Source organism: Enterococcus sp. S183_ASV_20, assembly GCF_018919685.1.
Lineage (GTDB): Bacteria > Bacillota > Bacilli > Lactobacillales > Enterococcaceae > Enterococcus > Enterococcus faecalis.
On record NZ_JAHLRI010000001.1, the window covers coordinates 169,620 to 194,202 of the forward strand.

Below are 24,583 nucleotides of genomic sequence, written 5' to 3' on the forward strand. Positions count from 1 at the left end.
TCAATTCCTCCTAGTTTCTTTTTTCAAGGATGCTTGATATTGTTCTTCATAATCATACAAAGGCGTTGGATAGTCTCCATTAAAGTAAGCCATACACAGCCCAGAATAAGGAGCATCATAATTTAATTGAATCCCATCAATCAGCCCTGCTTCACTCAAAAAAGCCAGCGAATCTGCGCCAATCTGCTCTTTGATTTCTTCAATTGAATAGTTTGCCGCAATTAGTTCGTCCCGCGTCTGTATATCAATGCCATAAAAACACGGATATTTTAATGGTGGTGAAGCAATTCTGACATGAACTTCTTGCGCTTCTGCTTCTTTTAATAAATGAATAATGCGCCGAATAGTGGTCCCGCGAACAATCGAATCATCTACTAAAATGACTTTTTTTCCTTTGACCACGCCACGAACTGCCGATAGTTTCATACGGACACCTTGTTCTCTTAATTCTTGTGTCGGCTGGATGAATGTTCGAGCGACATATTGATTTTTTACTAAACCTAGTTCGTAAGGTATCTGTGCTTCTTCTGCATAGCCGCTAGCTGCAGACAATGACGAGTTCGGTACACCAATTACCATATCAGCTGCGACTGGACTTTCGATTGCCAAGTTCTTCCCCATTCTTTTACGAGCTGTATGCACATTAACTCCGGCAATATTTGAATCTGGTCGTGCAAAATAAATATATTCCATTGCACAAATTGCCGGTTGGACTTCCGTAGTGAAAACCTCTATTTTCAAGCCTTCATCAGAAATGATGACTACTTCACCAGGCGCCACATCTTGAATAAAGCGAGCCCCAACTGTTTCTAATGCACACGTTTCGGATGCCACAACGTACGCCCCATTGTTCATTTGTCCGATGGAGAGAGGGCGAAAGCCGTTGGGATCCAGTGCAGCAATCATCATCGTTTCTGTTAATAAAAGATAAGCAAAGCCACCCTTAACCAAATTCAAGCTCTCTTTTAATTTATCGAGAAACGAGGCAGCAGTGCTTTTTCGAATCAAGTGCATTAAAATTTCAGTGTCTGAATTGGAATGAAAAATAGCGCCTTCTCTTTCTAGTTGTTTTCGTAAACGTTTGGCATTTGTCAAATTGCCATTGTGTGCTAACCCAATTTGACTATCATAAAATTTAAATAAAAATGGCTGAATATTATCCACGCTACCCGTACCAGCGGTTGCATAGCGTACATGACCAATAGCCGCCGTTCCTTCTAACGCATTCAGTTGTTCTTGCTTTTGGAATACTTCTGCTAATAAACCTAAATCACGGTGGCCATCTAATTTCCCAGAATTGTTCGCCACAATTCCCGCGCCTTCTTGGCCTCGATGCTGCAAGCTGTGTAAGCCAAAATAGGTCACTTGTGCCGCATCAGGATGACCCCAAATACCGAAAATACCACACTCTTCATTTAAGCTTTTTGCTTCATAAGACATGGAATCGCATCCTCCCATAAGGCTTTGGCTTCTTTTGTTGAGCAATTGATCACATCATCTAACGCATGAATGACCAAACCAGTTTCAGTCACTTTCCCAATATGTTGAGCTTTTCTTCCGATAAGTGTTTCAAATGCTTCTTGATGCTGGGGACTAACTGAAAGAATAAAACGGGATTGCGTCTCCGCAAATAGATATTCTTTTTTTAATGGCAGTGTCACCTGTAACCCCAGTTCGTTAGCAAAAGCCGACTCGGCTAAAGCAACGGCAACGCCACCTTCAGCGCAATCATGCGCGCTAGCAACTAGGCCTACTTGAATTGCTTTTAAAACTAATTCTTGGTTTGCTTTTTCCTCTTTTAAATCAAATGAGCGTAATTGCCCTTCAATTCGACCCAGTTGTATTTTTTGAATTTCTGAGCCGTTAAAATCTGCGTGGGTTTCACCGATGAGATAAATTAAGTCATCAACTTGTTTAAACGCTTGTGTGGTAATTTGTGAAACATCTTCAATCACTCCCACCATGCCAATCATTGGCGTTGGATAAATGGCTTGACCATCTGTTTCATTGTAAAGAGAGACGTTCCCTGAAATCACGGGTGTTCCTAGCTGACGGCAGGCGGCGGCGATTCCATCCGCCGACGTCCATAATTCCCAAAAACTTTCTGGTTTATCTGGGGAACCATAATTCAAGCAATCAGTGATAGCCAAAGGTTGTGCTCCACTCGCTACAATATTACGGGCTGCTTCTGCAACCGCAATTTGCCCACCAATTTCAGGATTTAAATACAAATAACGGCTATTACAATCTGTCGTCATCGCTAAGGCTTTATTGGTGCCCCGCACTCTTAAAACAGCTGCATCACTTCCTGGTTGCACCACTGTATTCGTTTGTACTTGACTATCATAGGTTTCGTAAACTGATTTTTTCGATGCAATCGTTGGCTGTTGCAATAGGCGTTTTAATAATTCCGTACTATTCGTAATTTCTGGAATGAAGGGCGCTAATTTTTTAAAAGCACGCATCCGCTCTGGTTCTTGATAGGCTTTCTGGTAGACAGGGGCTTCTTCTGCCAAAGCATCTACTGGTACATCTGCGACTATTTTGCCACCGTGAAAGACACGATACTGTCCATCATCTGTTACGGAGCCAATCGCTACCGCTTCTAAGTCATACGTTTGAAACAATTCACAAACTTGCTGTTCTGCTCCTTTTTCCACACAGATTAACATCCGTTCTTGGGACTCAGACAAGAGCATTTCATAGGGGCTCATCTGCGTCTCTCTCTGCGGAACTTTATCTAGCTCTAGAATCAAGCCTGAACCTGCTTTTGATGCCATTTCAGCACTTGAAGAAACCAAGCCAGCCGCCCCCATATCTTGGATGCCGATTAAAATATCTTGATGATTTTTGATTAAATCAAGACAAGCTTCCAATAATAATTTTTCCATAAACGGATCACCTACTTGTACCGCAGATCGTTGCTGTTCTTCACCTTCACTAAATTCTTCTGAAGCAAAGGTCGCACCATGAATTCCATCTCGTCCTGTTTTCGCACCTACGTAAAGAATGCTATTTCCGACGCCTTTTGCTTGGCCTTTTTGAATCTCATCATGACGAATCAATCCCACACACATAGCATTAACAAGTGGGTTTCCTTGATAACATGGCTCAAAAGCAATTTCGCCGCCAACGGTTGGAATACCAATACAATTTCCATAACCGCTAATCCCCGCCACAACTTCTTGAAACAAATAACGTGTTCGTGCATCCGTCAGTTCGCCAAATCTTAGCGAATCCAGTAAAGCAATCGGCCGCGCCCCCATACTGAAAATATCGCGAATAATTCCACCAACGCCTGTAGCTGCTCCTTCGTAAGGTTCTACTGCAGAAGGATGATTATGGCTCTCTGCTTTAAAAACAACAGCTAATCCGTCACCAATATCGACAATCCCAGCTCCTTCACCAGGGCCTTGAAGCACTTGTGGCCCTTCCGTCGGAAACTTTTTTAAAACGGGCTTGGAATTTTTGTAAGAGCAATGTTCACTCCACATCACGGAGAATAAGCCAGTTTCTGTATAATTAGGTTCTCTTTGCAAAATGGTCTCAATCTGATGATATTCTTCATCTGTTAGTCCCCATTCTGCATACAACCGTGTTTCCTTGATTTCTTTTGGTGTTGGTTCATTCATCATTGGCTTAATTCCTTTCCAAAGTTTTTAATGATTGAAGCAAAAAAGCTGCGTCCATCTGTTGAACCTAACAATTCTTCCATCGCTCGTTCCGGATGAGGCATCATTCCTAGAACATTGCCCTGTTCATTACAAATACCAGCAATATTCGCAAGACTACCGTTCACCTTTTCTTGATACGTAAAAACAATTTGGTTCTTTTCTTTCAGCTCCTTCAACGTTTTTTCATCACAATAGTAATTCCCTTCGCCATGCGCTACTGGTAAATGTATCGAAACATTTTCAGGATACTCACTTGTAAACTTTGTGTGCGTATTCACTTTCAATGGGACACTTTTACAAATAAAACGAAGCGAATCATTTCTTAACAACGTGCCAGGAAGTAAGCCAATTTCTGTTAAAATTTGAAAGCCATTACAAGTACCAAAAACCATTTTGCCTTCTGTAGCAAAGCGAATCACTTCATTGATAATTGGCGAAAACCGAGCAATTGCACCACAACGTAAGTAATCGCCATAAGAAAAACCACCAGGCAACAATACGCCATCAAATTTTGCTAAAGAAGTGGCATCGTGTCGGACAAATTCTGCATCGATGCCCATCACCTCTTTGACAGCCCACAATAAGTCTGCATCACAATTGGATCCTGGAAAAACAATCACTGCCAATTTCATTTAAATTTCCTCCAAAGATAAAATTTCAAAACGATAGGATTCCATATTTACATTGGCTAATAGTTGATCACAAATTTGTTCAATTTTCTCTTCAATTGCTTCTGTCTGCTGGACGTGCATTTCAAAATACTTACCGACACGGATTTCGGCTACTTCTGTAAAACCAAGCCGATGGACTGCTTCCTTAACCGCTTCACCTTGGGGATCCAAAATTGATTCTTTATACGTAACATAGACTTTGACAAAATACATACGCGCTTCCTCCTCAATTAGCTGTTAGTAAACGTTGTAAAACTTCTTCATATACAGGAACTATTTCTCCTAATTCACGGCGATAAACATCTTTATCCAGATGTTCGTTTGTGTTTAAATCCCATAGACGACAGGTGTCTGGAGAAATTTCATCTGCCAGTAACAATTGATTGGCCTTCGTCCGACCAATCTCGATTTTAAAATCGATCAAACAAATATTGAGGCGTTGAAAGAGTTGACTAAGCGCCTGATTAATTTGTAAAGCCAATGCTTTAATCTCCACAATTTCAGCAGGAGTGGCTACTTTTAGAAATTGAATATGGTCTTCGTTAATAAAAGGATCATCCAGACGATCTTCTTTGTAATAAAATTCAATAATGGGCGTCACTAATTTAGTGCCCTCTTCAATCGCTAAACGCTTTGAAAAACTTCCTGCCGCATAATTACGTACGACAACTTCCAAAGGAATCATTTCTACGACCTGAATTAATTGTTCGTGTTCAGATACTTTTTTGATAAAATGATTGGGAATCTTCTGTTGCTGTAAATGTTCAAAAATTAGACTAGTGATTTGATTATTTAAAGCGCCTTTCCCAAGAACTTTGTCTTTTTTTTGACCGTTTAAAGCTGTTGCTTGATCAAGATATTCCACAAAAAGAACCGCAGCATTTTCTGTTTGATACAACTTCTTCGCTTTTCCTGTATACACAAGTGCTTTCTTTTCCATTCTTTCCCTCTTCTCGTTAGCTTCATGAACCCTATTCTTTCTAACTCAGCTGATTCACATCAGACAAAAACTTACATTAGTTACAAAAAAACAATAATCGTTCGTGTTTGTCGAATGTAAAAATAAAAAACTTGCTTGGAGCAAGCATTTATTAAGTTACGTTCCAAATACCAACAGTCTCAATTTCCTTTAACGTTTCTGATAAGCAAGGTGTTGTAATGGTGACGTGGCCCATTTTTCTGCCAACTTTTGATTCGGCTTTTCCATAGTAATGGACTTGCCAAGTGGGTTTTGACGTGCATAACTGGTAGCTTTTTTCTAAGTGTTCGCCTAAGAGATTCACCATAACCACTGATTGAAGTAATTGGGGTAACCCAATGCCCCAATTGCTAATCCCTCGAATATGCGCATCAAATTGACTAAATGAGCAAGCTTCAATAGAGTAATGACCTGAGTTATGAGGCCGTGGCGCTAATTCATTGACGTACAACTCTTCTGAATCCGTTAAAAACATTTCGATAGCTAAAACCCCAGATAGATTTAATTCCTCAGCAATGTATTGCGCCAATTCCGCTGCTTTTTGTTGCACATTCTCAGAAATTCGTGCTGGCACAATTGATTCATGCAAGATATTCTTTCGATGAATGTTTTCAGATACAGGAAAGCTTTGGTAACCATGCTTATTCCCTGCAACGATGATTGAAAGTTCTTTAGTGAAAGGCACCCACTTTTCTAATTCACAAGTGGCGTTAGCTAATAATTTAGTCGCTTGGGAGAAATCCTCTTCGCATTTTAAGACGACTTGTCCTTTTCCATCGTATCCACCTTGAATAGTTTTTAAGACACATGGAAAACCAATCTTTTCTATTGCTTGTGGCAGCTCTTTCTGGCTTTTTACTTCCGCAAAAGGGGCAATCTTACAGCCAATCGATTGAAGAAACGTTTTTTCAAGCAATCGATTTTGAGTAATTTTTAACAATTCTGTTCCTTGTGGCAACTTTTCTAGTGGAATGGCCTTTTCTAGGGAGGCCACTTCAATATTTTCAAATTCATAGGTGATCACATCGCTTAACTCTGCTAGTTCAGTTAAAGCAGATATCTGATCAAAGGCTGCCACAATTTGACGGTCAGCTACTTGACCAGCTGGACTATTGAGCGTTGGGTCCAACACAATCATTTGGAAACCCATTTTTTTACCACTCATGACTAGCATTCGCCCTAACTGTCCCCCACCTATAATGCCAATAGTTGCTCCTACTTTTAAAGGTTTATTCAAGTTGTTCCCCACTTTCCATAACCGCTTTTTCCAATGATTGTCGTCTTGCTTGGATTCTTTCTGCTAACTGTAAATCATCAATACTTAGTATTTCTGCAGCTAATAACCCAGCATTGGTAGCACCTGCTGAGCCAATCGCAGTTGTTGCTACAGGAACTCCCCCTGGCATCTGCACAATAGACAACAGTGAATCAATACCGTTTAACGTTCGTGTTTTAACTGGAACACCAATGACAGGTAAGGTTGTCTTTGCAGCTACCATCCCTGGTAAATGGGCCGCTCCACCAGCGCCAGCGATAATAACCTTCAATCCTTTTGTTCGTGATTCCTCTGCAAAACGAAACATCAAGTCAGGGGTCCTATGTGCTGATATCACTCGTTTTTCATAAGGAATTTTCAACTCTTCCAACACAAGACAAGCAGCTTTCATCGTTGCCCAGTCTGAGGTACTTCCCATAATCACAGCGACTAATGGTTTCATGAATGTAATAACTCCTTCCGCCTTTTTTCACTGTTATTCTAACAATGAGAAAAAGAGATGTCAAAGAAAAACCGAAATATTATAGATTAAAATTATATAATGTTCGTGTTTATCAAAAAAGAGTCATCGGAAAGATGACTCTTTTTTGCTATTTTTAGCGTTGCTTCCTCTTTAAGAAGAAACGTCGCCTGTATTAATAACTGGTTGTGTGCCCTTATCAGTAATGATTGAGACTAGTAAATTATTAATAAGTTGTACTTTTCGTTCATCGGTAAAATTAATTTCTTGCCCTTCTTCAATCTGTTCTAAGGCCATTTGTGTCATGCTTACCGCACCTTCAACAATTGTTTGTCGAGCCGCTAAGATTGCTTTTGCTTGCTGTCTTTGCAACATGGAGCTAGCTATTTCAGTTGCATAAGCTAAATGATTCAACCGTGTTTCGATAACCTCTACACCAGCCACTGCTAAGCGTTCTTGCAATTCTTTGGTTAACTCCTCGGAAATTTGTTCGGTATTTCCTCGCAGAGTTACATCATTATCTGAAAAAGTGTCATAAGGATATTGTGTTGCTACATGCCGGATTGCCGTTTCACTTTGAATTTCCACAAAGTCTTGATAATAATCGACATTAAATAACGCCTTAGCTGTATCGACTACCCGAAAAACGATGACCGCAGAGATTTCGATTGGATTCCCGTCAGAGTCATTGACTTTTAATAGAGAACTATTGAAATTTCGCACTTTCAAAGAAATGTTCATTTTTTGCGTAAATGGAATGGTAATAAACAACCCATTTTCTTTAATCGTACCTAAGTAGCGACCAAAAAATAAAATAGCTTTCGCCTGGTTGGGACTAACAATGGTTAAGGAACTTAAAAATAAAATAGCCCCAACTAACAAAATAATACCTAAAACAACAAGAACACCATTGGTATGACTCGCTCCATAAATAAATAAACCAATTCCCGCAATTAAAATAACTAATAAGCTCGCAATTCCTACGTAGCCACTCATATAAAATGTTTTTTTCTCTTCCATCTGTTTCACTCTCCTAACTCATTTATCTGGTCCTTATTATACACCTCATTGCCTTCAATAGAGTAACTTTTAACATTAAATAAACTGATTTTTTCGGGGCTCTTGTAGTATACTGAGAACAAAGAAATCCCAAGAAAAGGAGTGATAGAATGCGCTATTTAAGCAAGGACATTTTAGAGGAAGTCATCACTCAACGCCCCTCTGACTCTTATAAAAGTAATTTTGGGCGTGTTGTATTAATCGGAGGAAACCGACAATATGGCGGAGCCATCATCATGAGTACCGAAGCGTGTATCAATAGTGGCGCTGGTCTCACCACTGTGATTACTGATGTTAAAAATCACGGGCCTTTACATGCAAGATGCCCAGAAGCGATGGTCGTGGGCTTTGAAGAAACAGTCCTTCTGACGAACGTCGTAGAGCAAGCGGATGTTATTTTAATTGGTCCAGGTTTAGGCTTAGATGCTACTGCACAACAAATATTAAAGATGGTACTCGCCCAACATCAAAAACAACAATGGTTAATTATCGATGGCTCAGCAATTACCCTGTTTAGCCAAGGCAATTTTTCCCTTACCTATCCTGAAAAAGTTGTTTTCACACCTCATCAAATGGAATGGCAACGTTTGAGTCACTTACCTATCGAGCAACAAACACTGGCAAATAACCAGCGCCAACAAGCAAAATTAGGCAGTACGATTGTTTTAAAAAGTCATCGCACCACAATTTTCCACGCAGGAGAACCTTTTCAAAATACAGGTGGCAACCCTGGGATGGCTACTGGCGGAACTGGGGATACCTTGGCTGGCATCATTGCTGGTTTTTTAGCTCAGTTTAAGCCGACAATTGAAACCATTGCTGGCGCCGTCTACTTACACAGTCTCATTGGAGATGATTTGGCCAAAACTGACTATGTTGTTTTACCAACGAAGATTAGTCAAGCCTTGCCGACATATATGAAAAAATATGCCCAGCCCCACACTGCACCTGATTCTGAACTATTAGAACAGAAGCGTTCGAGATAAAACCCGAAAAGGCTAAATGGTGACAAATTTTGGGTTAAAAAGCAGGATTTAAGCCTGGGCCGAAAATCAAAAGCGATTTTCAGCCCAGGCTCTCTTTTTATTTTTCCTTATAAACATTTTTTAACGTTAATGGAGCGCCAAAGGTATGAAAATTCAAGCCTTTGACTTTATCATTTTGCAGGACTGTTTGTTCATTTTGGCTAAGTGGAATCATGCCAGCAGTCGTTTCAATCACTTCTTTTTCAGCTGCAATCAGTGTCGCCCATCTTTTTTCTGGCTCTAAGGCATAGGTTGTGGCTGCTTCATCTAATAATTTGTCATAGACAGGGTTCTGATAATTGCGATCATTGCCCTTGTATAAAGTCATCAGGGTAGAAATAGGGTCTTGATAGTCTGGTGTCCAGTAAATTAAGAATAAATCATAGTCACTTTCTCGCCCAAAGTTCAATGCAGCTTCAGTCGGCAATGCGGTTAGCTCTATTGTCAAACCAGGAAACAATTCTTGTAGCGAGCCTTGCAAACTTTCACCAATTTTTTTGTAAGAACCATCATCTGTTACCATCAATTCAACGTTAACCTTTTCTCCTAATTCTGCTTGTGCTTTTTTCCAATAACTTTGCGCTTTTTCTTTGTTATAAACCATTAAATTACCTGCTTCTTGACGAAAATCGAGACCCGTTGTGGGATTCGCCACAAAGCCTTCCGTAATCGCACCATGTAGCGCTTTAGAACCATCTGCAATAATATTATTGACTAGATTTTCTTTATCTATTCCTAAAGCCAATGCTTTACGCAGGTTTTCGTTTGCAAGCGGCGTTGCTTGCCCTTTCCGTTTTTGATTTAAGCGCAAATAGTTCATTGTCGCTGTTGGATACGAATGATACAACGTATTATTTTTATTCTGTTGCGCCAGTTCACCACTTAGTGTAGCCACATCTAATTGTCCATCTTCAAAAAGATTCAATGCGGTAGATGTTTCTTTGATAACTGTATAATTGATAATGTCTGAGCGCACGTTCTGGTGATCCCAATAGCGATTATTTTTTGCTAGTTGCCAGTCCATCTTTGTTTGCTGCCAATCTTTTACCACGAACGGACCATTATAGACGACTTTATCACTAGCAGTTCCATAGTCCGCACCAAATTGTTCGACTACTTTTTGATTTTGCGGGAAAAATGTCGGAAAAGCTAACAAGGACGTAAAGTACGGTTTTGGCTCTTTGAGCGTCACCTTTAATGTATAATCATCCACAGCTGTGACACCTAGTTCATTGGGTGCTAATTTCCCCGCTGAGATTTCTGCACCATTTTGAATTGTTTCAACGATGAGGAAGCTATAAACAAAGCCGTTTTTAGGATCAATCATTTTTTTCCAAGCATATTCAAAATCATGTGCTGTGACAGGATCATCGTTACTCCAAACCGCTTCTTTTCTCAAAGAAATCGTGTAGGTTTTTCCATCTTCTGAAATCATCGGCAATGCTTTTGCTACGGCTGGTACCAATTGGTCTTGTTCATCTAAACTATATAACCCTTCAAACGCTGCAGTTTGGACAATAGCATCTGGAAAATCCAATAATACAGAGGTGTTGAGCGTTGTTAATTCCGAGGGTGACATCAGTTGAACGGCTTCTTTGGTATTTTTCTGTTTCTTTTTATTTTCATTTTTATTGGTACACCCAGCTAAAAATCCTACCAATAAAATACAAACCATTGTGATTTTTAAATACTTTTTCATCTTCTTTCTCCTATAACTCTTCATTTTTTTATGCTCTTACTTACAGAAAGACAGCTCCCCTTTTATTTTGTCCTTTCCACAAGCATCCAGACAACGACCGCTGGCTCCAACCCATTATTATAATTAATGTGCCCCTCACCAGCTTCAATTAATTGGGCTTGTCCAGCTTTTCCAACTAAGTCTTGACCATCTTCTAAAATCGTATGTGCTTCGCCAGAAATCACATAAGAATATTCATCCTGTTCATGGCGAGCATATCCAGCTAAAGGCCGTTTTTCACCAGGTTGTAATGTAATAATGCCCATTTGAACTTGTGCATTTGGTTGGTTTTCTTTATCAAAAAAAATCGTCATTTCTTCTGATTCTGCTGATTTAATAAGCAATAGCTTCCCCTCCTTTTTTAAATCTTGTATCTTCCATTATTCCTTTAAATAGAATCAAAGTCAATCTTTTTATAGAAAATTCTGAATATTCTACACAAAAAAAGAGAGCATGAATTCTCTCTCTTTTGTCTCTTTAAACTTTTACAATCCAGCCTTCTGGCGCTTCTTTGTCACCAAACTGTATGCCAACCAGTTCATCATATAGTTGCTTAGTCACTGGTCCAACTTCCGTTTCACTATAAAATACATGGAAATCTGTGCCGTTTTGAATCCCACCAATAGGAGAAATAATCGCCGCTGTGCCACAAGCACCCGCTTCGGAGAAGTCCGCTAATCGATCAATGTAAACGTCTCCTTCAAGCGCCGTCATCCCTAAACGTTCTTTTGCTAGCGTCAATAATGAATATTTAGTAATACTTGGCAAAATAGACGCTGATTTCGGCGTAATAAAAGTACCATCTTTGGTTATGCCAAAGAAATTGGCTGCACCAACTTCTTCAATTTTCGTATGCGTATACGGATCTAAATAAATGCAATCACTAAATTCTTTCTCATGTGCTTCTGCACCTGGTAAAAGACTAGCTGCATAATTGCCCCCCACTTTAGCTGCCCCAGTTCCTCGACCCGCTGCTCGATCATATTCAGAAACGATAAAGTTGGTTGGTGCTAAACCATTTTTAAAATACGAACCAACCGGCACGCAAAAAATAGAAAAAATGTATTCTTTGGCAGGTGCTACGCCAATATTATCGCCGACACCAATCATATAAGGGCGAAGATACAACGTACCGCCCGTTCCATATGGCGGTAAATAAGCAAGGTTGGCTTTCACCACTTCTTGGCATGCAGAAACAAAGGTTTCTACTGGCACTTGTGGCATCAGTAGACGCGCACAACTTTTTTGTAGCCGTTTGGCATTTTCATCTGGACGAAACAAATTGACAGAACCATCTGCACATTGATACGCTTTTAATCCTTCAAAACATTGTTGGCCATAATGTAGAGCAGGCGAACCTTCACTAATCGTTAACTGATTGTTATCTGTTAGCGTGCCTTCTTCCCACTTGCCATCTCGCCAATAACTAATATAACGAAAGGGCGTTTTAATGTAAGAAAATCCTAAATTATTCCAATCAAGATTGGCTTTTTCCATTGTCGTAGCACCTCAATTATTTTGATTTTTTATCTTAATTAGTGTAATTGTACCCACCAAAAACTAGAAAAGCAAGTCTTATTCTCATTCTTAACTTTTGTTATTTTTTCTTACTTGTCCATTTCTCCCTCGCAAAAAAACCTTGATAACCGTTTCTTGAATTGCAACGGAATATCAAGGTTTCGAAAAATTATTCAGTATACTCTTTGGTTTCTTGTAACGTACCATCTTGCTTATAGATTTTCAGCTTTGTTTGCTTATTCCGAGCAATTTCTTGGGCTCGTTCAATCGCCTCTTGTTTGTGGGTAAATGTATTACTTGCTTTTTCAGCGCTGTCTGAAATCACCAACCATTGGCCGTCTTTATATTTAACGTTGACAGCCGCCGTTAATAATTTTCCCGCATGTTTATCCTGTTTATGCGAATCTTGTTTCGTAGGATTTGCTTCTTGTTCAAATGCCTTTTTGTCTGCTGCACTTGCCTCTTGATACCATTTCTCCGCTTGACTAATCGCAATTGGAATGGCGCGATCATCAGGGTAGCCATCCGCAAGCAACGCATTGCCAATATCTATCGCTTTTTTCCGAATCAAAGGTGCTAAATTTTTCATTGATGTAGGATAATCATTCATATTCCAAGGCATCAAAATCTCCTCCTTAAATTCTGTCTATTACTAGCTTACTACAGAAAAGGAACATTTGAAAAAGAAATGATTACTTTGAATATTTCCTGAACCTTCTTGAGAGAATAAGCCTAATTTCCCATTAGCCAAACTTCTCAATCTTTGAGTGTATGATTACTCATTTCCCTTTGAATCAGTTATGATAAAGGAAGAAATAAATAAATTTTTTGGAGGGATTTTCATGAAAATGTCTAAAGTACTCACCACTGTTTTGACGGCAACTGCTGCTCTTGTGTTGCTTAGTGCTTGTTCATCTGATAAAAAAACAGATAGTAGTTCTAGTAGCAAAGAAACAGCTAATTCAAGTACAGAAGTAGTCTCTGGTGCTTCAATTAGTGCCAAGCCTGAAGAGCTCGAAATGGCGTTAAGTGATAAAGGAAATTGGATTGTCGCAGCTACTGACAATGTCACTTTTGATAAAGAGGTAACAGTTGCTGGTACTTTCCATGATAAGGGGAAAGATTCCAACGATGTCTATCGTAAATTAGCACTTTATTCCCAAGATGATAATAAAAAAGTAACTGCTGAATATGAAATCACGGTTCCTAAGCTAATCGTTTCTTCTGAAAATTTCAACATCGTTCACGGGACTGTCAAAGGTGATATTGAGGTGAAAGCAAATGGCTTTACTTTAAATGGTACCAAAGTTAATGGCAATATTACTTTTGATAAACAAGAATACAAAGATTCTGCTGACTTAGAAAAAGATGGTGCCACTGTTACTGGTGAAGTCACCGTAGCCAATAATTAAGTTATTACCAGACAATTTTAACTAGTAAAAAACCAATGACAAATGTTCAATCAAATTTGTCATTGGTTTTAGTTTGTAAACACAGTGCCAGCATTGGTAGATAATTACAAAATGAACTCACTCTTTGCCATAAGCCTAAATAATTAAATGGTTTTACCTGTTGCAACTGTGGAATCCTTGCTAAGCCATATAAGCCGGCTGCAAGCATACATAAAATAAACAAAAAGCCAAAAAGGTTTTTATTTTTTTGCGAACCGTATTTACTGTAGATAATGGTTAAGACGCCTGATAACAACAAAAAGCCTGTATAACCGACTGCTGATCCTCCGTTATGAAGCGCGGCAGCAACTGTGCCAGCGCTTGAAGTGTCTACGCTGAAGAGCCCACTGAAAATACAATCAAATAAACCATAAGCGCCAATCATTGCCACTACTAACCAAGCACCTTTTTTCGTTTTTCTGGAAAAAATAGCATATATCCTAGGTAAACTTGCTAACATCAACATTCCCGCAATGATAGTTAACCGATTAAAGTTTTCCCTAACTGGACTATTCACATCACCTAATAAGCTAATTACTTCTGTCAATTGATTGTAACCTTGATCTTTGAATCCGACATAATAAGGTGTAAAAAAATCAAGTAAGACCCCTAAAACTAAAAAATAGCCGCCATATTTTTTTAAAAACTGCATCTATTCACCTCAATTTTGATTTTTTATTTACTTTAAGTATAGCATATCAAAAATTCCAAATAATTAAACTTTCTTTTCCACTAAAAAACTTTTCGTCAACGCGCGACGAAAAGTTTTACTTTAGGATTCAATAGAATCTACAATCTTATCATTTTCTTTTGATTCATTTAGCCACTCCGAGACAATAATTTTAATGATTGCAGCAACAGGAACTGCTAAAAACATCCCTAAGACGCCGAAGTACGCTCCCCCAATCGTGATTGAAACAATAATTAAAATCGGATTGACATTTAGGGCATCTCCCATAATTCGAGGACCAATAATATTGCCGTCAATTTGTTGTAAAATTAATAAAACTAGTAACACCGTAATTGCTTGAGTAACACCACCTGTGAAAAGCGTAATCACACCAGCAACAATTGACGCAAAAATCGAACCAAAATAAGGAATCATATTACAAATACCTAATAAAATCCCCAAAGTCACAGCAAATTTCACATTCAAAATACTTAACAAAATCGTTGATGAAACGCCAATTATACAAGCATCAAGAAATTGGCAGCTGATAAATTTATAGAAAATTTTATTCGTTGTATTTAACCAAGTTTGTGTTTGCTTGTACACTTTTTCAGACAGCAATTTGTGGGCAGCCTTTTCAACAAATGTCAAAATAGATTGCTTAAATACCAGCGCATATATTGAGATAATCAACGTCAAAAATGCATTTAAAAAGAATGATGAAACATTTTTAGTCAACGTTCCTAATGAAAACAACGCTTGTGTCCATTGATTTAAAAAACGTTCTGGCGACAAATCTTTAAGGACACTATTTAAATATTTTTCAATCGCGGCTGTTTTTAAAATCCCTTTATCTTCTAAACTCATTACAAACTGAACCATGTGATCATAAAAAGTGGGTAAAGAGTTTGCTAAATCTACTAAATTACTAATGAGTAGCGGAACGATATAGTTTAATGTCAAAACAAAAATAAACAAAATAATCAGGTACAAAAGGAGTACGCTCAAGCCGTGTTTCGCTTTTTTAACGACTGGTAAAGGAACTCTTTCTAGTAATCCCTCGATTTTTTTCTGACTTCCACTCAATAAATAAGCAATCACAAACCCAGTAATGAATGGGGATAAGATGCCTAATAAACCCGAAACACTATGGACAAAGTGCTGATAATTCGTGATTAATAAATAGCCAACAATCAGCGCCATTACAAATAAAAAGCGGACAACCCAGTAATTCCAATCAACATTGTATTTCTTCAATCACTTCACCTCTAAATAAATTATGCCTATCATTGTAATTGTAAACGATTTGTGGCAAAAGGCAAGTTTGTCCATTCGTTCTTGATGAAATACACAAAGAAGCCTGACACTTTAAAAAATGTGTCGGTTTATTCTGCAGTATAAAAATGAGGCACTAGACCTTGCTTCTTTTCATAAAAGAAGCAACTTGGGCTACAAGTACGTTTAACTTGTAGACCAAGTTGCTTAGATAGACTAAATTTATTTTTTTGATTCCACTGTGACCGTAAAGTTATCCATAATGAAATCTTTATCGGCACCTGTTGTAAAAATACCAAACGTAGTGTTTCCTGAAGCATCCCCAATTATTTCTGCTTCATAATGCTTGGTTTGACCATCTGCTGCTGTCGAAGTTAACTCACCGACTGGCTTAAAGTCATTGTTATTTTTCAACTCCCCATTAATGGTCCCAGCAGTAAAGACATTTTCACCATCAGTTTGATAATCAAATTGGTCCGTATATTTCTTGTTCGGTTCAAATTTAATATTTTGCGGAATTGTTTGAAGCATCAATCCTGCTCCTTGTTTATGGGCTTTCAAGGACCAGTTGCCTTCTAATACATCTGAAACAAGGTTTCCATTCCAACCATATTGTGTGTAAGGTTCATTTCTTTCTGATAAATGAATCCGTGGATCTTCTACACCACCAGCTGAGCCTTTAACAAACGGATATAACCCAACTGCTTGTGTGTCTTCAAAATCTTGCTTAATAACTGTTTGTTTGTCTGGGTTCATGATATCCGTTTGACGCTCAACAATTCGTAAATCATCAAATTTTGTAACGGAATTGCCTTTATCAACCGCTAATGTCACCGAGCCTTTTTTGGCATTATCTGGGATTTCAAAATCAATTCGCATATTTTGCATATACTGCGGATTTTTCCTGCTTGTATGGTTAATATCTGCCTGAATGTAGTTTTGGGCAACCGAATTATTCACTGTCCGCGTATATTTCTTACCACCAATTTTAACAGTTACTGTGGCTTTACGATCATGTGTTTCTGTGTTTAGATACAAACTATATTTTCCTGGTTTAGGAAGATTGATATCTTGTTTGATTTCGGTTCTTTCTTTTTCTGAACTAAAGACATAATCACCATTGGCATCTTTTTTAACCTCTCCATCACCTCGGAAAACTTTCCAGTTATTTTTTAAGGTATTGGCTTCATTAAATCCAGGATCTTTAAATGGTGTTCCTGTTCCAAATGTCATCGGTTCAATACTGTCAGGTTCAGCAATGACATACGGTGTATTAGCCTCGGCTTGGATGGTCACTTGGTTATTTGTAGTGGCAATTGCGCCTTTGTCAATACGCCCTTGATCTGTTAATTCATATAAATGTAAATTCGTTTTTCCTTGCATTTTCTTATCCAATGACCAAGTGCTGGTACCGCCTTTTGGATTCCAGTGATATAGTTTGTCTTGACCATTGACATTCCAAGGCAGTAGATACGCATCACCTTTTAGAACTTCTGTCTCATTTAACGTAATGCTTCTTGGCGAATTAGCATCTGCTTGAGTAACGGTCACTTTTTCAGCACCGTTCGCTAATTTAATTGTGCCATAGATTTGACCATCTGCTGCTGTTGTAGTTTCCCAGTTTGTAATTTGGTAATGTTGTAAGAACTTAGTTGGGACATTAATGGCAAAAGTTTTTTGGCGATAGGTATTAAAATTGGTTTTACCCACCCAACCTTCATAGGCTTCAAATTCAGCTCCACCTAACAAAGGGTTGTCGGAAATAATCCAAGTGTCTTTTTGATGATTCCGAATAAAACGAACGATTGTACTGTTAAAGCCTTTCGTTGTTGTACCGCCGTAATCTTTTTCTGCAGACCAATGGTTCCAAACCGAGTCATACTCTAAAGCATTCGGAAATTCATTGGTTGTAAACCAACCGAGTGAATTAATTTCTTTACTTAGTTGACGACTTGCCCAACCTGATTCGCCTTGGTTGCCCCAAACATCAACATAAATATAATCTAGATTCGGTGCTTTTTGTTTTAATTCTTTAAAGCGCTCATAGCGACGACCACTCAATGTATCGGGTCTTTGTTTAATAAAATAAGACGGATCTAACCAATCCCAGCCACGCTTCGTTGGATCAACTAATTCCTCATTAAATCCTTTTGCTTCTGGGTAAGACTCGGTGTCATTAATATGCACACCGAAAACGGCATTTAATTTATGTCCTTCATCAATTAATTGATTCAACGCTTGTTCCCCACCAGGTCGCTGACCAATAGCACCGTAATCTGGATGCGCAGAATCATGTCCTTCATTTTGATACCCTTTTAGTAAATTCATTTGTCCTAATCCATCTGTTAAATTGTAAATACGTTTTGATTCGTCTAACGTCACTAAGAATGGGTTTGTCGCCTGACTAGCAAAGTTAAAAGGAATCCGTTGGTTGACTAATTCAGGGACTTTTTCCGCACCCATTGGGTTATTCATAATTGAACGGAACCCAATTGCCGCATCTTGCCAATCCACCCGATTGTCGTCGTTGCTATCTTTTGAGAATTTAACTTTCACTTCTGGCGTTTCTCCAGTTGTGTAATCTTCCGGTGCATCAAATGGTCGATAGGTCCATGCCCCACTTGACAAGGTTGTTACAAAACCAGTCGCCGCTTCTTTTGTTTGTTTATGGATTCGATTGTTGTCACTACCATCGACAGAGCCGTCTCCATAGGCGTTCGTCCAAAAACTTGCAGCATAATTCGCCGTATTTAAGAAACCATACATATATTTTTTCGTTTCTTCTTGGCTTGTTGTAGTTAAATCTTGGATAGTATCACCATTTTTATTTCCGTTATTTGCATTTGTCCCAGTATTCATCACAACGCCAGCAAAAGTCGCCCCTTCATCTGTACTATTGACAGAAATCAAGCCTTGATTTGGAATTGAAATTGTGTGTATTTTGGTTCCTTCTTCACGAATATCTGAGAGTTTCATAGCTAATTCTTGGCCTTCGGAAACAGTCAATGTCGTTGTGAAACGCAAACCAATTTCTGGGACAGCTACGTTATAAACGGCTTGATTTGCTTCACTCTTCTGTTTTTCAGCAGTTGCTTTATATGCTTTGCCATCAATCATTACTTGGTCAATTTTCTCGTGTTGGCCATTAAAAATCACTTGATTACTCTGAGGGTCTTCGTAGCGAATAATTCGTGGAAATTGTGGATCAACCACGGCTGTTAAATCTGCGGAAGAGATTTTGTCGCCTTTTTCAGCTTCATTGTCTTTAGCAACAACAATGCTGGCTTTTGCTTTGATGTTTGTATTTTCCAAAGTACCGTCGACTTCAAAAGTTCCTGGTTCTTTATATGCATCAGGATCGATTTCATTCCAACGGACTGCTTCATTGGCTTCTTTACCAGTATTATAGGTCACTTTTACTTGTTTCGGTAATTTTGGTGCGACACCAATTTTTGTAAAAACTTTGACTGGCGCAATTTGTGTCACTTCTGGCACAATTTCTGGAATGCTATCTACGGGGCCATTTTTAAAATAGTCATAATTGACAATTTTTTTGTCGTACCACAAACGGACACCCACATGTCCGGCTTCTGTTGGAATTTTGTCTCCATTGGCCAAAACAGGTTCTCCTTCGTAAATCAACGTGGTGTTAAGCCAGATAGTAATTTTTTCACCAACATAACGTACTTTCAACAAATAATTCGTATCTTCATTTAACGTTGGCCCAGAAATTGAATCATTCCACGAATTAGGGCTTTCAACTAACCATTTGCCATTCGCGTTATAGCCTACAAAAACCCAGCTATCTTTGGTATTACCACGTATAATCACACCCGTTCGACCGCTTCCAGCAGTGTATTTAAACTTTGTTTCTACTTCACCATCAGCTAATTTAGGGGAATCTAAATTTAAAGATACGGCATTATTACCTGCTGCTGCATCTCGTGAAATCGCCAATGACTCTCCTGCTAATTCTCGATTTGTTTTACCAATCACATCTTGCCACTCACCAGTTTTCCCTCCTGGAAAATCAGATTGCCACAATTTTTCTTCTGTTGCGGTAGGTTCCACCATTGATGAGCTTGTTTCAGTGCTGCTGTTTGTTGTTTCTTCTGCAGACGTACTTAATGGTACTAAAATCGTTGCGCTTGCCAATAGTGTCAATGTACTAAATCGTTTTATTTTTCCATGTTTCATCTGATAAATCAGCCCCCTAACATTTTTGAACACGCTTTCATTATTAACAATTAAAGGGGCGTTCCAAAAATAAATTCTTTTATTTTTGGAACGTCCATCTCTAAATCATTCTCTTAAAAACTGTAATAGCTTACGACGACAAGTCAGAATTATTCATCCTCATCATCTACTGCAACATTTAGCAGCAATTCGTTGACTTTCACAATACTTTCTGCTGATTCCTTAACATAGTCACCTTCGATCGCTAATAAACTTGCATTTACATAGCTGATAACCATCGGTAAATTCATCCCAGTATATAAGTCAAACGAAGCACCTTGCATAATTTTTTTGGATAAAATATTACAAGGTGTCCCCCCTAGTAGATCAGCAAAGACAACAAAATCTTCTAGCGATTCCGTAATCGCTTCAAATTTTTCTAAAAAGTCAGCTTCACCTTCTTCTGGTAATAAAGCAACAGTGGAAATTGTTTCTTGCGGTCCCATAATCATCTCCGCACTTTTTTTCAATTCCTCGCAAAAACGGCCATGACTTACTAAAACTAAATGTTCACTCATCGATTTTCTCCTGTCTTACTTATTTTGAAATAACACCTAACGCAGACAATGCGACACAGACAATTAATACGATAAAAATGGCTTTAGTAGACGTCATATTCTTTTTACCTAGCATCCAATAAACGCCACCGACAATTCCTGCAGGAAGTAGACGTGGTAAAATCATATCCAAGTTATTTTGCATGTTAAGTGTTACATCCCCAATACTTGGTGCCCATGATAGTTTGACATTAACCATCGTTGCCACTAAAGCGCCAACCATGAAGACCCCTAGTAAAGTTGCAGCGTCTGTTAAGGCAGTTAAGCGGTGTTGCATAGTTGTTACCAAAGAAATTCCTTCGCGATACGCAAATTCCAATTGTTTCCAACGGAAGACCATCACGGCAATTTGAGCAACAATCCAGATAAAGATACCAGTTGGGTTACCATTAATCGCCATGTTGGCAGCTAGCGCCCCAAAAATAGTTGGAATTAAAGCTGCGAAAATTGAATCCCCAATTGCTGCAAACGGTCCCATTAAACCAGTTTTCAAACCTGAAACTGTTTGTTTTCCAGCAATGCCTTCTTTTTCTTCAATGGCCAAATCGATCCCTGTAATAATTGTATTAAAGAAGTTTGAAGTATTGAAAAATTGCGTGTGTGTTTTCATTACTTCTTTTAATTCAGGCGTATCATCCCCATAAATTTTACGCAATTGCGGCAAAATCGTATACAAGTAACCTGATCCTTGCATTCTTTCGTAGTTCCAACCTAATTGGAAAGTAAACAAGCTTCTGCGATTAATTTGTTTAAAATCTTCTTTCGTCAATTTATAATTAGATTTCGTCATCTTCAATCTCTCCTTCGTCTGAATCATTCGCTGCATGTTCTTTTTTGGCTGCTGGCCCACTCGGAATCATTTGACCATTTTTGTAGCTAATTGCGGCTAAAGCGAAACCAATTAAAGCGACTGCTAACATTGGTAGTGCGTTAAATACACCACTGAAGTCTTTCACAACGCTCGCAACAGATGTTCCTAAAAGTTGCATGTTTGTAAAGATTGTTCCTAGTAAAGCAGTTACAGTAAAACCAAGAATTAAATAAGGGAAATGTTTTTTCACTGGTAAGTAACGTAGTAAAATTGCAAAACCGACCGCTGGTAAGACCGCCCCAGCAACAGACAAGCCATCACCTAACCATTTCAAATCGCCATTTAGGACAGATACAACTTTTTGTACTAAACCACCACCAAAAGCAAGTGCTAAGAAGACTGGAATCATTCGAGAAAGAGACCAAGGTAAGGCACCCATTAAGAAGTTACGTTCAATTCCTTTGTAGTTCATATCTTCGACCATTTTATCAATCCGATGTGCAAAGTAGGTATTCGCAAAACGAGCCAAAATGTCTAATTGAATCATTAAACTAGCAACTGGTACTGCAATAGCAGCGATTGCTTGTTCAGGGTTCATTCCTAAAGACACAGAAAATGCTGTGGCAAGAATCGTGCCTGAGTTAGCATCAATTTTGGAGGCACCCCCGAAAGTCCCAACTCCTAATACAGTTAATTGCATGCTTCCACCAATAATAAGTCCTGCTTTAATATCCCCCATCACTAATCCTGCAAAAAGACCTGCAAACACTGGCGCACTTAATGAAGAATAAATTTGTAATTCATCTAAAATTTGGTATCCTGCGTATAATGTTAATAATAAGATCTGCCACCATAAGATATTCATTTTTTGTTCCCTCCTATTTTGTTATCAAACTCATAAAGTCTTCCGCTTTGTCACTTGGCACCATTTGAGCAATCAGATGGACACCTTTAGCATTTAACTCTTTAAAAACCTCAATATCTTGATCGACCACATTGATTGACTTAGTAATCGACCGTGTTTCGTTTGTTTGAGACATGTTCCCAACATTGATTTCTTTAATCGGCACCCCAAGTTCTACTAGTTTTAATAAACGATCTGGTTTCCGTACCACAATTAATAAACGTTGTGAGTCGTATTTTCCTGCTAAAATATTTTGAGCAGCTTTTTCAACTGGTAACACGCTTAGTTTCACGCCAGCTGGTGTTGCTAATTTCAAGCCACTTTTTTCAATGGCATTCCCTGCAACTTCATCATCAACGACCATAATTCTGGAAATATTCAATTTTGTCGCCCATAAATTTGCCACTTGTCCATGAATCAAACGTCCATCAATTCTTACGCCAATAATACTCATTGTAATCCCTCTTTCATTTCTTTATATAGTGGTTCTTTTACTAACTGAATTTCTGGTTGGTACGTTCCTTCCGTTTCAAAAATGACGATCTCATTTTGCCCTTCTTTTAATAATCCTTTGGGAATATATAAGGAAAGCGTCGGACCAACATTCCAGAAACGACCAAGATTGGTTTGGTTAACAAAAACAATTCCTTTGCCAAATTTAGAAACATCAATAAATGTATCTTTCACTTCTGCTAACTCCACATGATACTGGTAAAAGCTTGGTTGATCAGGCTGCCATTCTCTTGAATAGTCTACCTGTTCACAGCTTGTCATAGGTAAACAATATTGTTGCCATTGCGTCATAAAATGTAAATCTGCCATGACACCCGTTCGAATCCCTTTTTTCTGAGTATCTGCAAATAGTTTATGCCCGTAATTGACACGACCCATATTTTCCATTAAAATATCGATTTGATTATTCTCTTGCGGCAGTGTAACGTAAATATCTTCGCCAATTTCCGTTTGATATTGCGTTGCTTGATGTACCTGATTGACAAATAATTGCAGACGATCACGACCGTCAATCACTCTTAGCTTTTCTTCTGCAGCATCTTTTTCAATGCTTGTTCGGTAAAGAAGATAGCCGGTATTTTGTCCTAATTGTTCCATGGTTTGCGGATAAACGCTGACCACTGGCTGACTAATCGTTTCTAAAGTCGCAAACAAACTCACTTTGTTGGTTAAAGGAATTGCTGTTTGCGCAAAAGATTCTTTTACTAATGGTTCAGCTTGTGGTAACGCAGGGTACTCTTCGTGAAGCATTTTTTGTAACGCAAAATACTTTTCGGTTGGATTCCCTTGTTCATCAAGTGGCGCATCATAATCATAGGAAGTGATTTGTGGTAAATCAATGGTTCCTCGTGCGGAGCAGCCATTCATAAACCCAAAATTGGTGCCGCCATGAAACATATATAAGTTTATACTGCCTAATGCTAATGCTTCTCTAACTGATTCAGCCAATTCTTGCGGATCTCGTTTAATAATTGGCTCTTTCCAACGATTAAACCAGCCATCCCAAAATTCCATACACATTAGCGGCCATTTTTTACCATGTTCTTCAAAAAAGGCTTGCATCATACCGAAATTTTCTTTGGCTTTTGAGCCAAAATTTCCGGTTACTAAAATATCATCTTCAATCATGCTGCCTGCCCGCAATGTTGCGCGCCATGGCCCGTCAGAAGTAAAAAATGGTGCTGTCACGCCGCGTGCAATCATCAAATCGCGAATCGCCCGTAAATACGCTTTTTCTTCGCCAAATGAACCATATTCGTTTTCGATTTGAATCATTAAAATATTGCCACCGTTAGCAAGTTGATGCGGAACAATTTTTTCCATTAAAACATCATAATATTCCGCAACATGCTTCAGATAGGTTGGATTATTCGAACGCATCCGTCCTGGTTCATTTAATAGCCAGGCTGGAAAACCGCCAAACTCCCATTCTGCACAAATATAAGGAGACGGCCGCACAATCGCATATAGTCCAAGTTCTTGTGCTAATTTTAAAAAGCGCTCCAAATCTAATATTCCCTCAAAATGAAATGTTCCTTTTTGCGGTTCATGTAAATTCCATGGTACATATGTCTCAACTGTATTGAAGCCTAAAGCTTTCAAGTTATAAAGGGAATGATGCCAATCTGAGGGATCTACACGAAAATAATGAATGGCGCCTGATAAAATTTTAAATGATTGACCATTTAAAAGAAACTCCTCTTTAATTTCAAATCTGTCCACATTGTCACCCTTTCTAGTAAACGCTTTCAATTGCTGGATAATTG

Annotated in this window: 22 protein-coding genes; 2 read left to right on the forward strand and 20 right to left on the reverse strand. The window is 38.6% G+C overall.

Going from position 1 to position 24,583, the window contains the following annotated elements:
* From purF to KQI94_RS00885, 8 genes are all read right to left on the reverse strand, one after another.
* A complete protein-coding gene (gene purF, locus KQI94_RS00850; RefSeq protein ID WP_002382407.1) occupies window positions 1-1,440 on the reverse strand; it encodes an amidophosphoribosyltransferase in 1,440 nt (479 codons plus the stop codon).
* Window positions 1,416-3,635 carry a phosphoribosylformylglycinamidine synthase subunit PurL gene (gene purL / locus KQI94_RS00855; protein ID WP_002369272.1) on the reverse strand — a complete coding sequence of 740 codons (2,220 nt, stop codon included), beginning with the start codon at window positions 3,633-3,635 and terminating at the stop codon, window positions 1,416-1,418. Before purL ends, purF begins: the two co-directional genes overlap by 25 nt.
* Entirely contained in the window at window positions 3,632-4,306 is a 675-nt protein-coding gene (gene purQ / locus KQI94_RS00860; protein ID WP_002369271.1) for a phosphoribosylformylglycinamidine synthase subunit PurQ, read from the reverse strand. The genes purL and purQ overlap by 4 nt, the downstream gene beginning before the upstream one ends.
* A complete protein-coding gene (purS, locus tag KQI94_RS00865; RefSeq protein ID WP_002357271.1) occupies window positions 4,307-4,558 on the reverse strand; it encodes a phosphoribosylformylglycinamidine synthase subunit PurS in 252 nt (83 codons plus the stop codon). It abuts the gene before it with no gap.
* A gap of 13 nt (window positions 4,559-4,571) precedes the next feature.
* Window positions 4,572-5,285, reverse strand: coding sequence for a phosphoribosylaminoimidazolesuccinocarboxamide synthase (gene purC / locus KQI94_RS00870; protein WP_002369269.1), 714 nt, complete (start codon window positions 5,283-5,285; stop codon window positions 4,572-4,574).
* 151 nt (window positions 5,286-5,436) lie between these two features.
* Window positions 5,437-6,561 (reverse strand): 5-(carboxyamino)imidazole ribonucleotide synthase, encoded by a 1,125-nt coding sequence (gene purK, locus KQI94_RS00875; RefSeq protein WP_002379523.1) that lies wholly within the window; start codon window positions 6,559-6,561, stop codon window positions 5,437-5,439.
* Window positions 6,554-7,042, reverse strand: a complete 489-nt coding sequence (gene purE, locus KQI94_RS00880) for a 5-(carboxyamino)imidazole ribonucleotide mutase (protein WP_002365766.1) — start codon at window positions 7,040-7,042, stop codon at window positions 6,554-6,556. The genes purK and purE overlap by 8 nt, the downstream gene beginning before the upstream one ends.
* Window positions 7,043-7,213: 171 nt before the next feature.
* Entirely contained in the window at window positions 7,214-8,080 is an 867-nt protein-coding gene (locus KQI94_RS00885; RefSeq protein ID WP_002357267.1) for an SPFH domain-containing protein, read from the reverse strand.
* Window positions 8,081-8,229: 149 nt separating this feature from the next.
* On the opposite strand from KQI94_RS00885, the gene KQI94_RS00890 reads away from it, so the two are divergent.
* Window positions 8,230-9,105, forward strand: a complete 876-nt coding sequence (locus tag KQI94_RS00890) for an NAD(P)H-hydrate dehydratase (protein WP_002365767.1) — start codon at window positions 8,230-8,232, stop codon at window positions 9,103-9,105.
* A gap of 97 nt (window positions 9,106-9,202) precedes the next feature.
* Here the strand turns inward: KQI94_RS00890 and KQI94_RS00895 are convergent, their stop codons facing one another.
* From KQI94_RS00895 to KQI94_RS00910, 4 genes are all read right to left on the reverse strand, one after another.
* The gene (locus tag KQI94_RS00895; protein WP_002369267.1) at window positions 9,203-10,843 is read right to left on the reverse strand and encodes a peptide ABC transporter substrate-binding protein; all 1,641 of its coding nucleotides are present in this window, start codon (window positions 10,841-10,843) and stop codon (window positions 9,203-9,205) included.
* Between the two features lie 62 nt (window positions 10,844-10,905).
* Window positions 10,906-11,226, reverse strand: a complete 321-nt coding sequence (locus KQI94_RS00900; protein WP_002369266.1) for a cupin domain-containing protein — start codon at window positions 11,224-11,226, stop codon at window positions 10,906-10,908.
* Between the two features lie 133 nt (window positions 11,227-11,359).
* A complete protein-coding gene (locus tag KQI94_RS00905; protein WP_002369265.1) occupies window positions 11,360-12,379 on the reverse strand; it encodes a branched-chain amino acid aminotransferase in 1,020 nt (339 codons plus the stop codon).
* Window positions 12,380-12,569: 190 nt separating this feature from the next.
* Window positions 12,570-13,022 carry a DUF2188 domain-containing protein gene (locus tag KQI94_RS00910; protein WP_002369264.1) on the reverse strand — a complete coding sequence of 151 codons (453 nt, stop codon included), beginning with the start codon at window positions 13,020-13,022 and terminating at the stop codon, window positions 12,570-12,572.
* Window positions 13,023-13,200: 178 nt separating this feature from the next.
* Between KQI94_RS00910 and KQI94_RS00915 the strand changes: the two genes are divergently transcribed.
* Window positions 13,201-13,812 (forward strand): lipoprotein, encoded by a 612-nt coding sequence (locus tag KQI94_RS00915; protein ID WP_002382413.1) that lies wholly within the window; start codon window positions 13,201-13,203, stop codon window positions 13,810-13,812.
* Between the two features lie 46 nt (window positions 13,813-13,858).
* Here KQI94_RS00915 and KQI94_RS00920 read toward each other — a convergent pair whose 3' ends face one another.
* The 8 genes from KQI94_RS00920 to KQI94_RS00955 all read right to left on the reverse strand — a co-directional run bounded on the left by KQI94_RS00920 (window position 13,859) and on the right by KQI94_RS00955 (window position 24,569).
* Window positions 13,859-14,503, reverse strand: coding sequence for a DUF998 domain-containing protein (locus tag KQI94_RS00920; protein ID WP_002369262.1), 645 nt, complete (start codon window positions 14,501-14,503; stop codon window positions 13,859-13,861).
* 120 nt (window positions 14,504-14,623) lie between these two features.
* Window positions 14,624-15,778, reverse strand: a complete 1,155-nt coding sequence (locus KQI94_RS00925) for an AI-2E family transporter (protein ID WP_002386882.1) — start codon at window positions 15,776-15,778, stop codon at window positions 14,624-14,626.
* A gap of 240 nt (window positions 15,779-16,018) precedes the next feature.
* The gene (locus KQI94_RS00930; RefSeq protein ID WP_002390423.1) at window positions 16,019-19,993 is read right to left on the reverse strand and encodes an endo-alpha-N-acetylgalactosaminidase family protein; all 3,975 of its coding nucleotides are present in this window, start codon (window positions 19,991-19,993) and stop codon (window positions 16,019-16,021) included.
* Between the two features lie 149 nt (window positions 19,994-20,142).
* Complete coding sequence (locus KQI94_RS00935) at window positions 20,143-20,550, reverse strand: PTS fructose transporter subunit IIA (protein ID WP_002361967.1); 408 nt, start codon at window positions 20,548-20,550, stop codon at window positions 20,143-20,145.
* 19 nt (window positions 20,551-20,569) lie between these two features.
* Window positions 20,570-21,379, reverse strand: coding sequence for a PTS system mannose/fructose/sorbose family transporter subunit IID (locus tag KQI94_RS00940; RefSeq protein WP_002357254.1), 810 nt, complete (start codon window positions 21,377-21,379; stop codon window positions 20,570-20,572).
* Window positions 21,366-22,265, reverse strand: coding sequence for a PTS sugar transporter subunit IIC (locus KQI94_RS00945; protein WP_002357253.1), 900 nt, complete (start codon window positions 22,263-22,265; stop codon window positions 21,366-21,368). The genes KQI94_RS00940 and KQI94_RS00945 overlap by 14 nt, the downstream gene beginning before the upstream one ends.
* Before the next feature lie 13 nt (window positions 22,266-22,278).
* Window positions 22,279-22,758 carry a PTS sugar transporter subunit IIB gene (locus KQI94_RS00950; protein WP_002361968.1) on the reverse strand — a complete coding sequence of 160 codons (480 nt, stop codon included), beginning with the start codon at window positions 22,756-22,758 and terminating at the stop codon, window positions 22,279-22,281.
* Window positions 22,755-24,569: a beta-galactosidase family protein gene (locus KQI94_RS00955; protein WP_002382417.1), complete on the reverse strand. Its 1,815-nt coding sequence runs from the start codon at window positions 24,567-24,569 to the stop codon at window positions 22,755-22,757. The genes KQI94_RS00950 and KQI94_RS00955 overlap by 4 nt, the downstream gene beginning before the upstream one ends.
* Window positions 24,570-24,583 lie beyond the last annotated feature (14 nt).

Excerpts from the sequence above, each read along its gene's own strand:
- purQ (WP_002369271.1), bottom strand. The coding sequence starts at position 4,306 with ATGAAATTGGCAGTGATTGTTTTTCCAGGATCCAATTGTGATGCAGAC.
- KQI94_RS00935 (WP_002361967.1), bottom strand. The coding sequence starts at position 20,550 with ATGAGTGAACATTTAGTTTTAGTAAGTCATGGCCGTTTTTGCGAGGAA.
- KQI94_RS00915 (WP_002382413.1), top strand. The coding sequence starts at position 13,201 with ATGATAAAGGAAGAAATAAATAAATTTTTTGGAGGGATTTTCATGAAA.
- purE (WP_002365766.1), bottom strand. The coding sequence starts at position 7,042 with ATGAAACCATTAGTCGCTGTGATTATGGGAAGTACCTCAGACTGGGCA.
- KQI94_RS00910 (WP_002369264.1), bottom strand. The coding sequence starts at position 13,022 with ATGCCTTGGAATATGAATGATTATCCTACATCAATGAAAAATTTAGCA.
- KQI94_RS00945 (WP_002357253.1), bottom strand. The coding sequence starts at position 22,265 with ATGAATATCTTATGGTGGCAGATCTTATTATTAACATTATACGCAGGA.
- KQI94_RS00890 (WP_002365767.1), top strand. The coding sequence starts at position 8,230 with ATGCGCTATTTAAGCAAGGACATTTTAGAGGAAGTCATCACTCAACGC.
- KQI94_RS00885 (WP_002357267.1), bottom strand. The coding sequence starts at position 8,080 with ATGGAAGAGAAAAAAACATTTTATATGAGTGGCTACGTAGGAATTGCG.
- KQI94_RS00930 (WP_002390423.1), bottom strand. The coding sequence starts at position 19,993 with ATGAAACATGGAAAAATAAAACGATTTAGTACATTGACACTATTGGCA.
- purC (WP_002369269.1), bottom strand. The coding sequence starts at position 5,285 with ATGGAAAAGAAAGCACTTGTGTATACAGGAAAAGCGAAGAAGTTGTAT.
- purL (WP_002369272.1), bottom strand. The coding sequence starts at position 3,635 with ATGATGAATGAACCAACACCAAAAGAAATCAAGGAAACACGGTTGTAT.
- KQI94_RS00895 (WP_002369267.1), bottom strand. The coding sequence starts at position 10,843 with ATGAAAAAGTATTTAAAAATCACAATGGTTTGTATTTTATTGGTAGGA.
- KQI94_RS00950 (WP_002361968.1), bottom strand. The coding sequence starts at position 22,758 with ATGAGTATTATTGGCGTAAGAATTGATGGACGTTTGATTCATGGACAA.
- KQI94_RS00905 (WP_002369265.1), bottom strand. The coding sequence starts at position 12,379 with ATGGAAAAAGCCAATCTTGATTGGAATAATTTAGGATTTTCTTACATT.
- KQI94_RS00920 (WP_002369262.1), bottom strand. The coding sequence starts at position 14,503 with ATGCAGTTTTTAAAAAAATATGGCGGCTATTTTTTAGTTTTAGGGGTC.
- purF (WP_002382407.1), bottom strand. The coding sequence starts at position 1,440 with ATGTCTTATGAAGCAAAAAGCTTAAATGAAGAGTGTGGTATTTTCGGT.
- purS (WP_002357271.1), bottom strand. The coding sequence starts at position 4,558 with ATGTATTTTGTCAAAGTCTATGTTACGTATAAAGAATCAATTTTGGAT.
- KQI94_RS00940 (WP_002357254.1), bottom strand. The coding sequence starts at position 21,379 with ATGACGAAATCTAATTATAAATTGACGAAAGAAGATTTTAAACAAATT.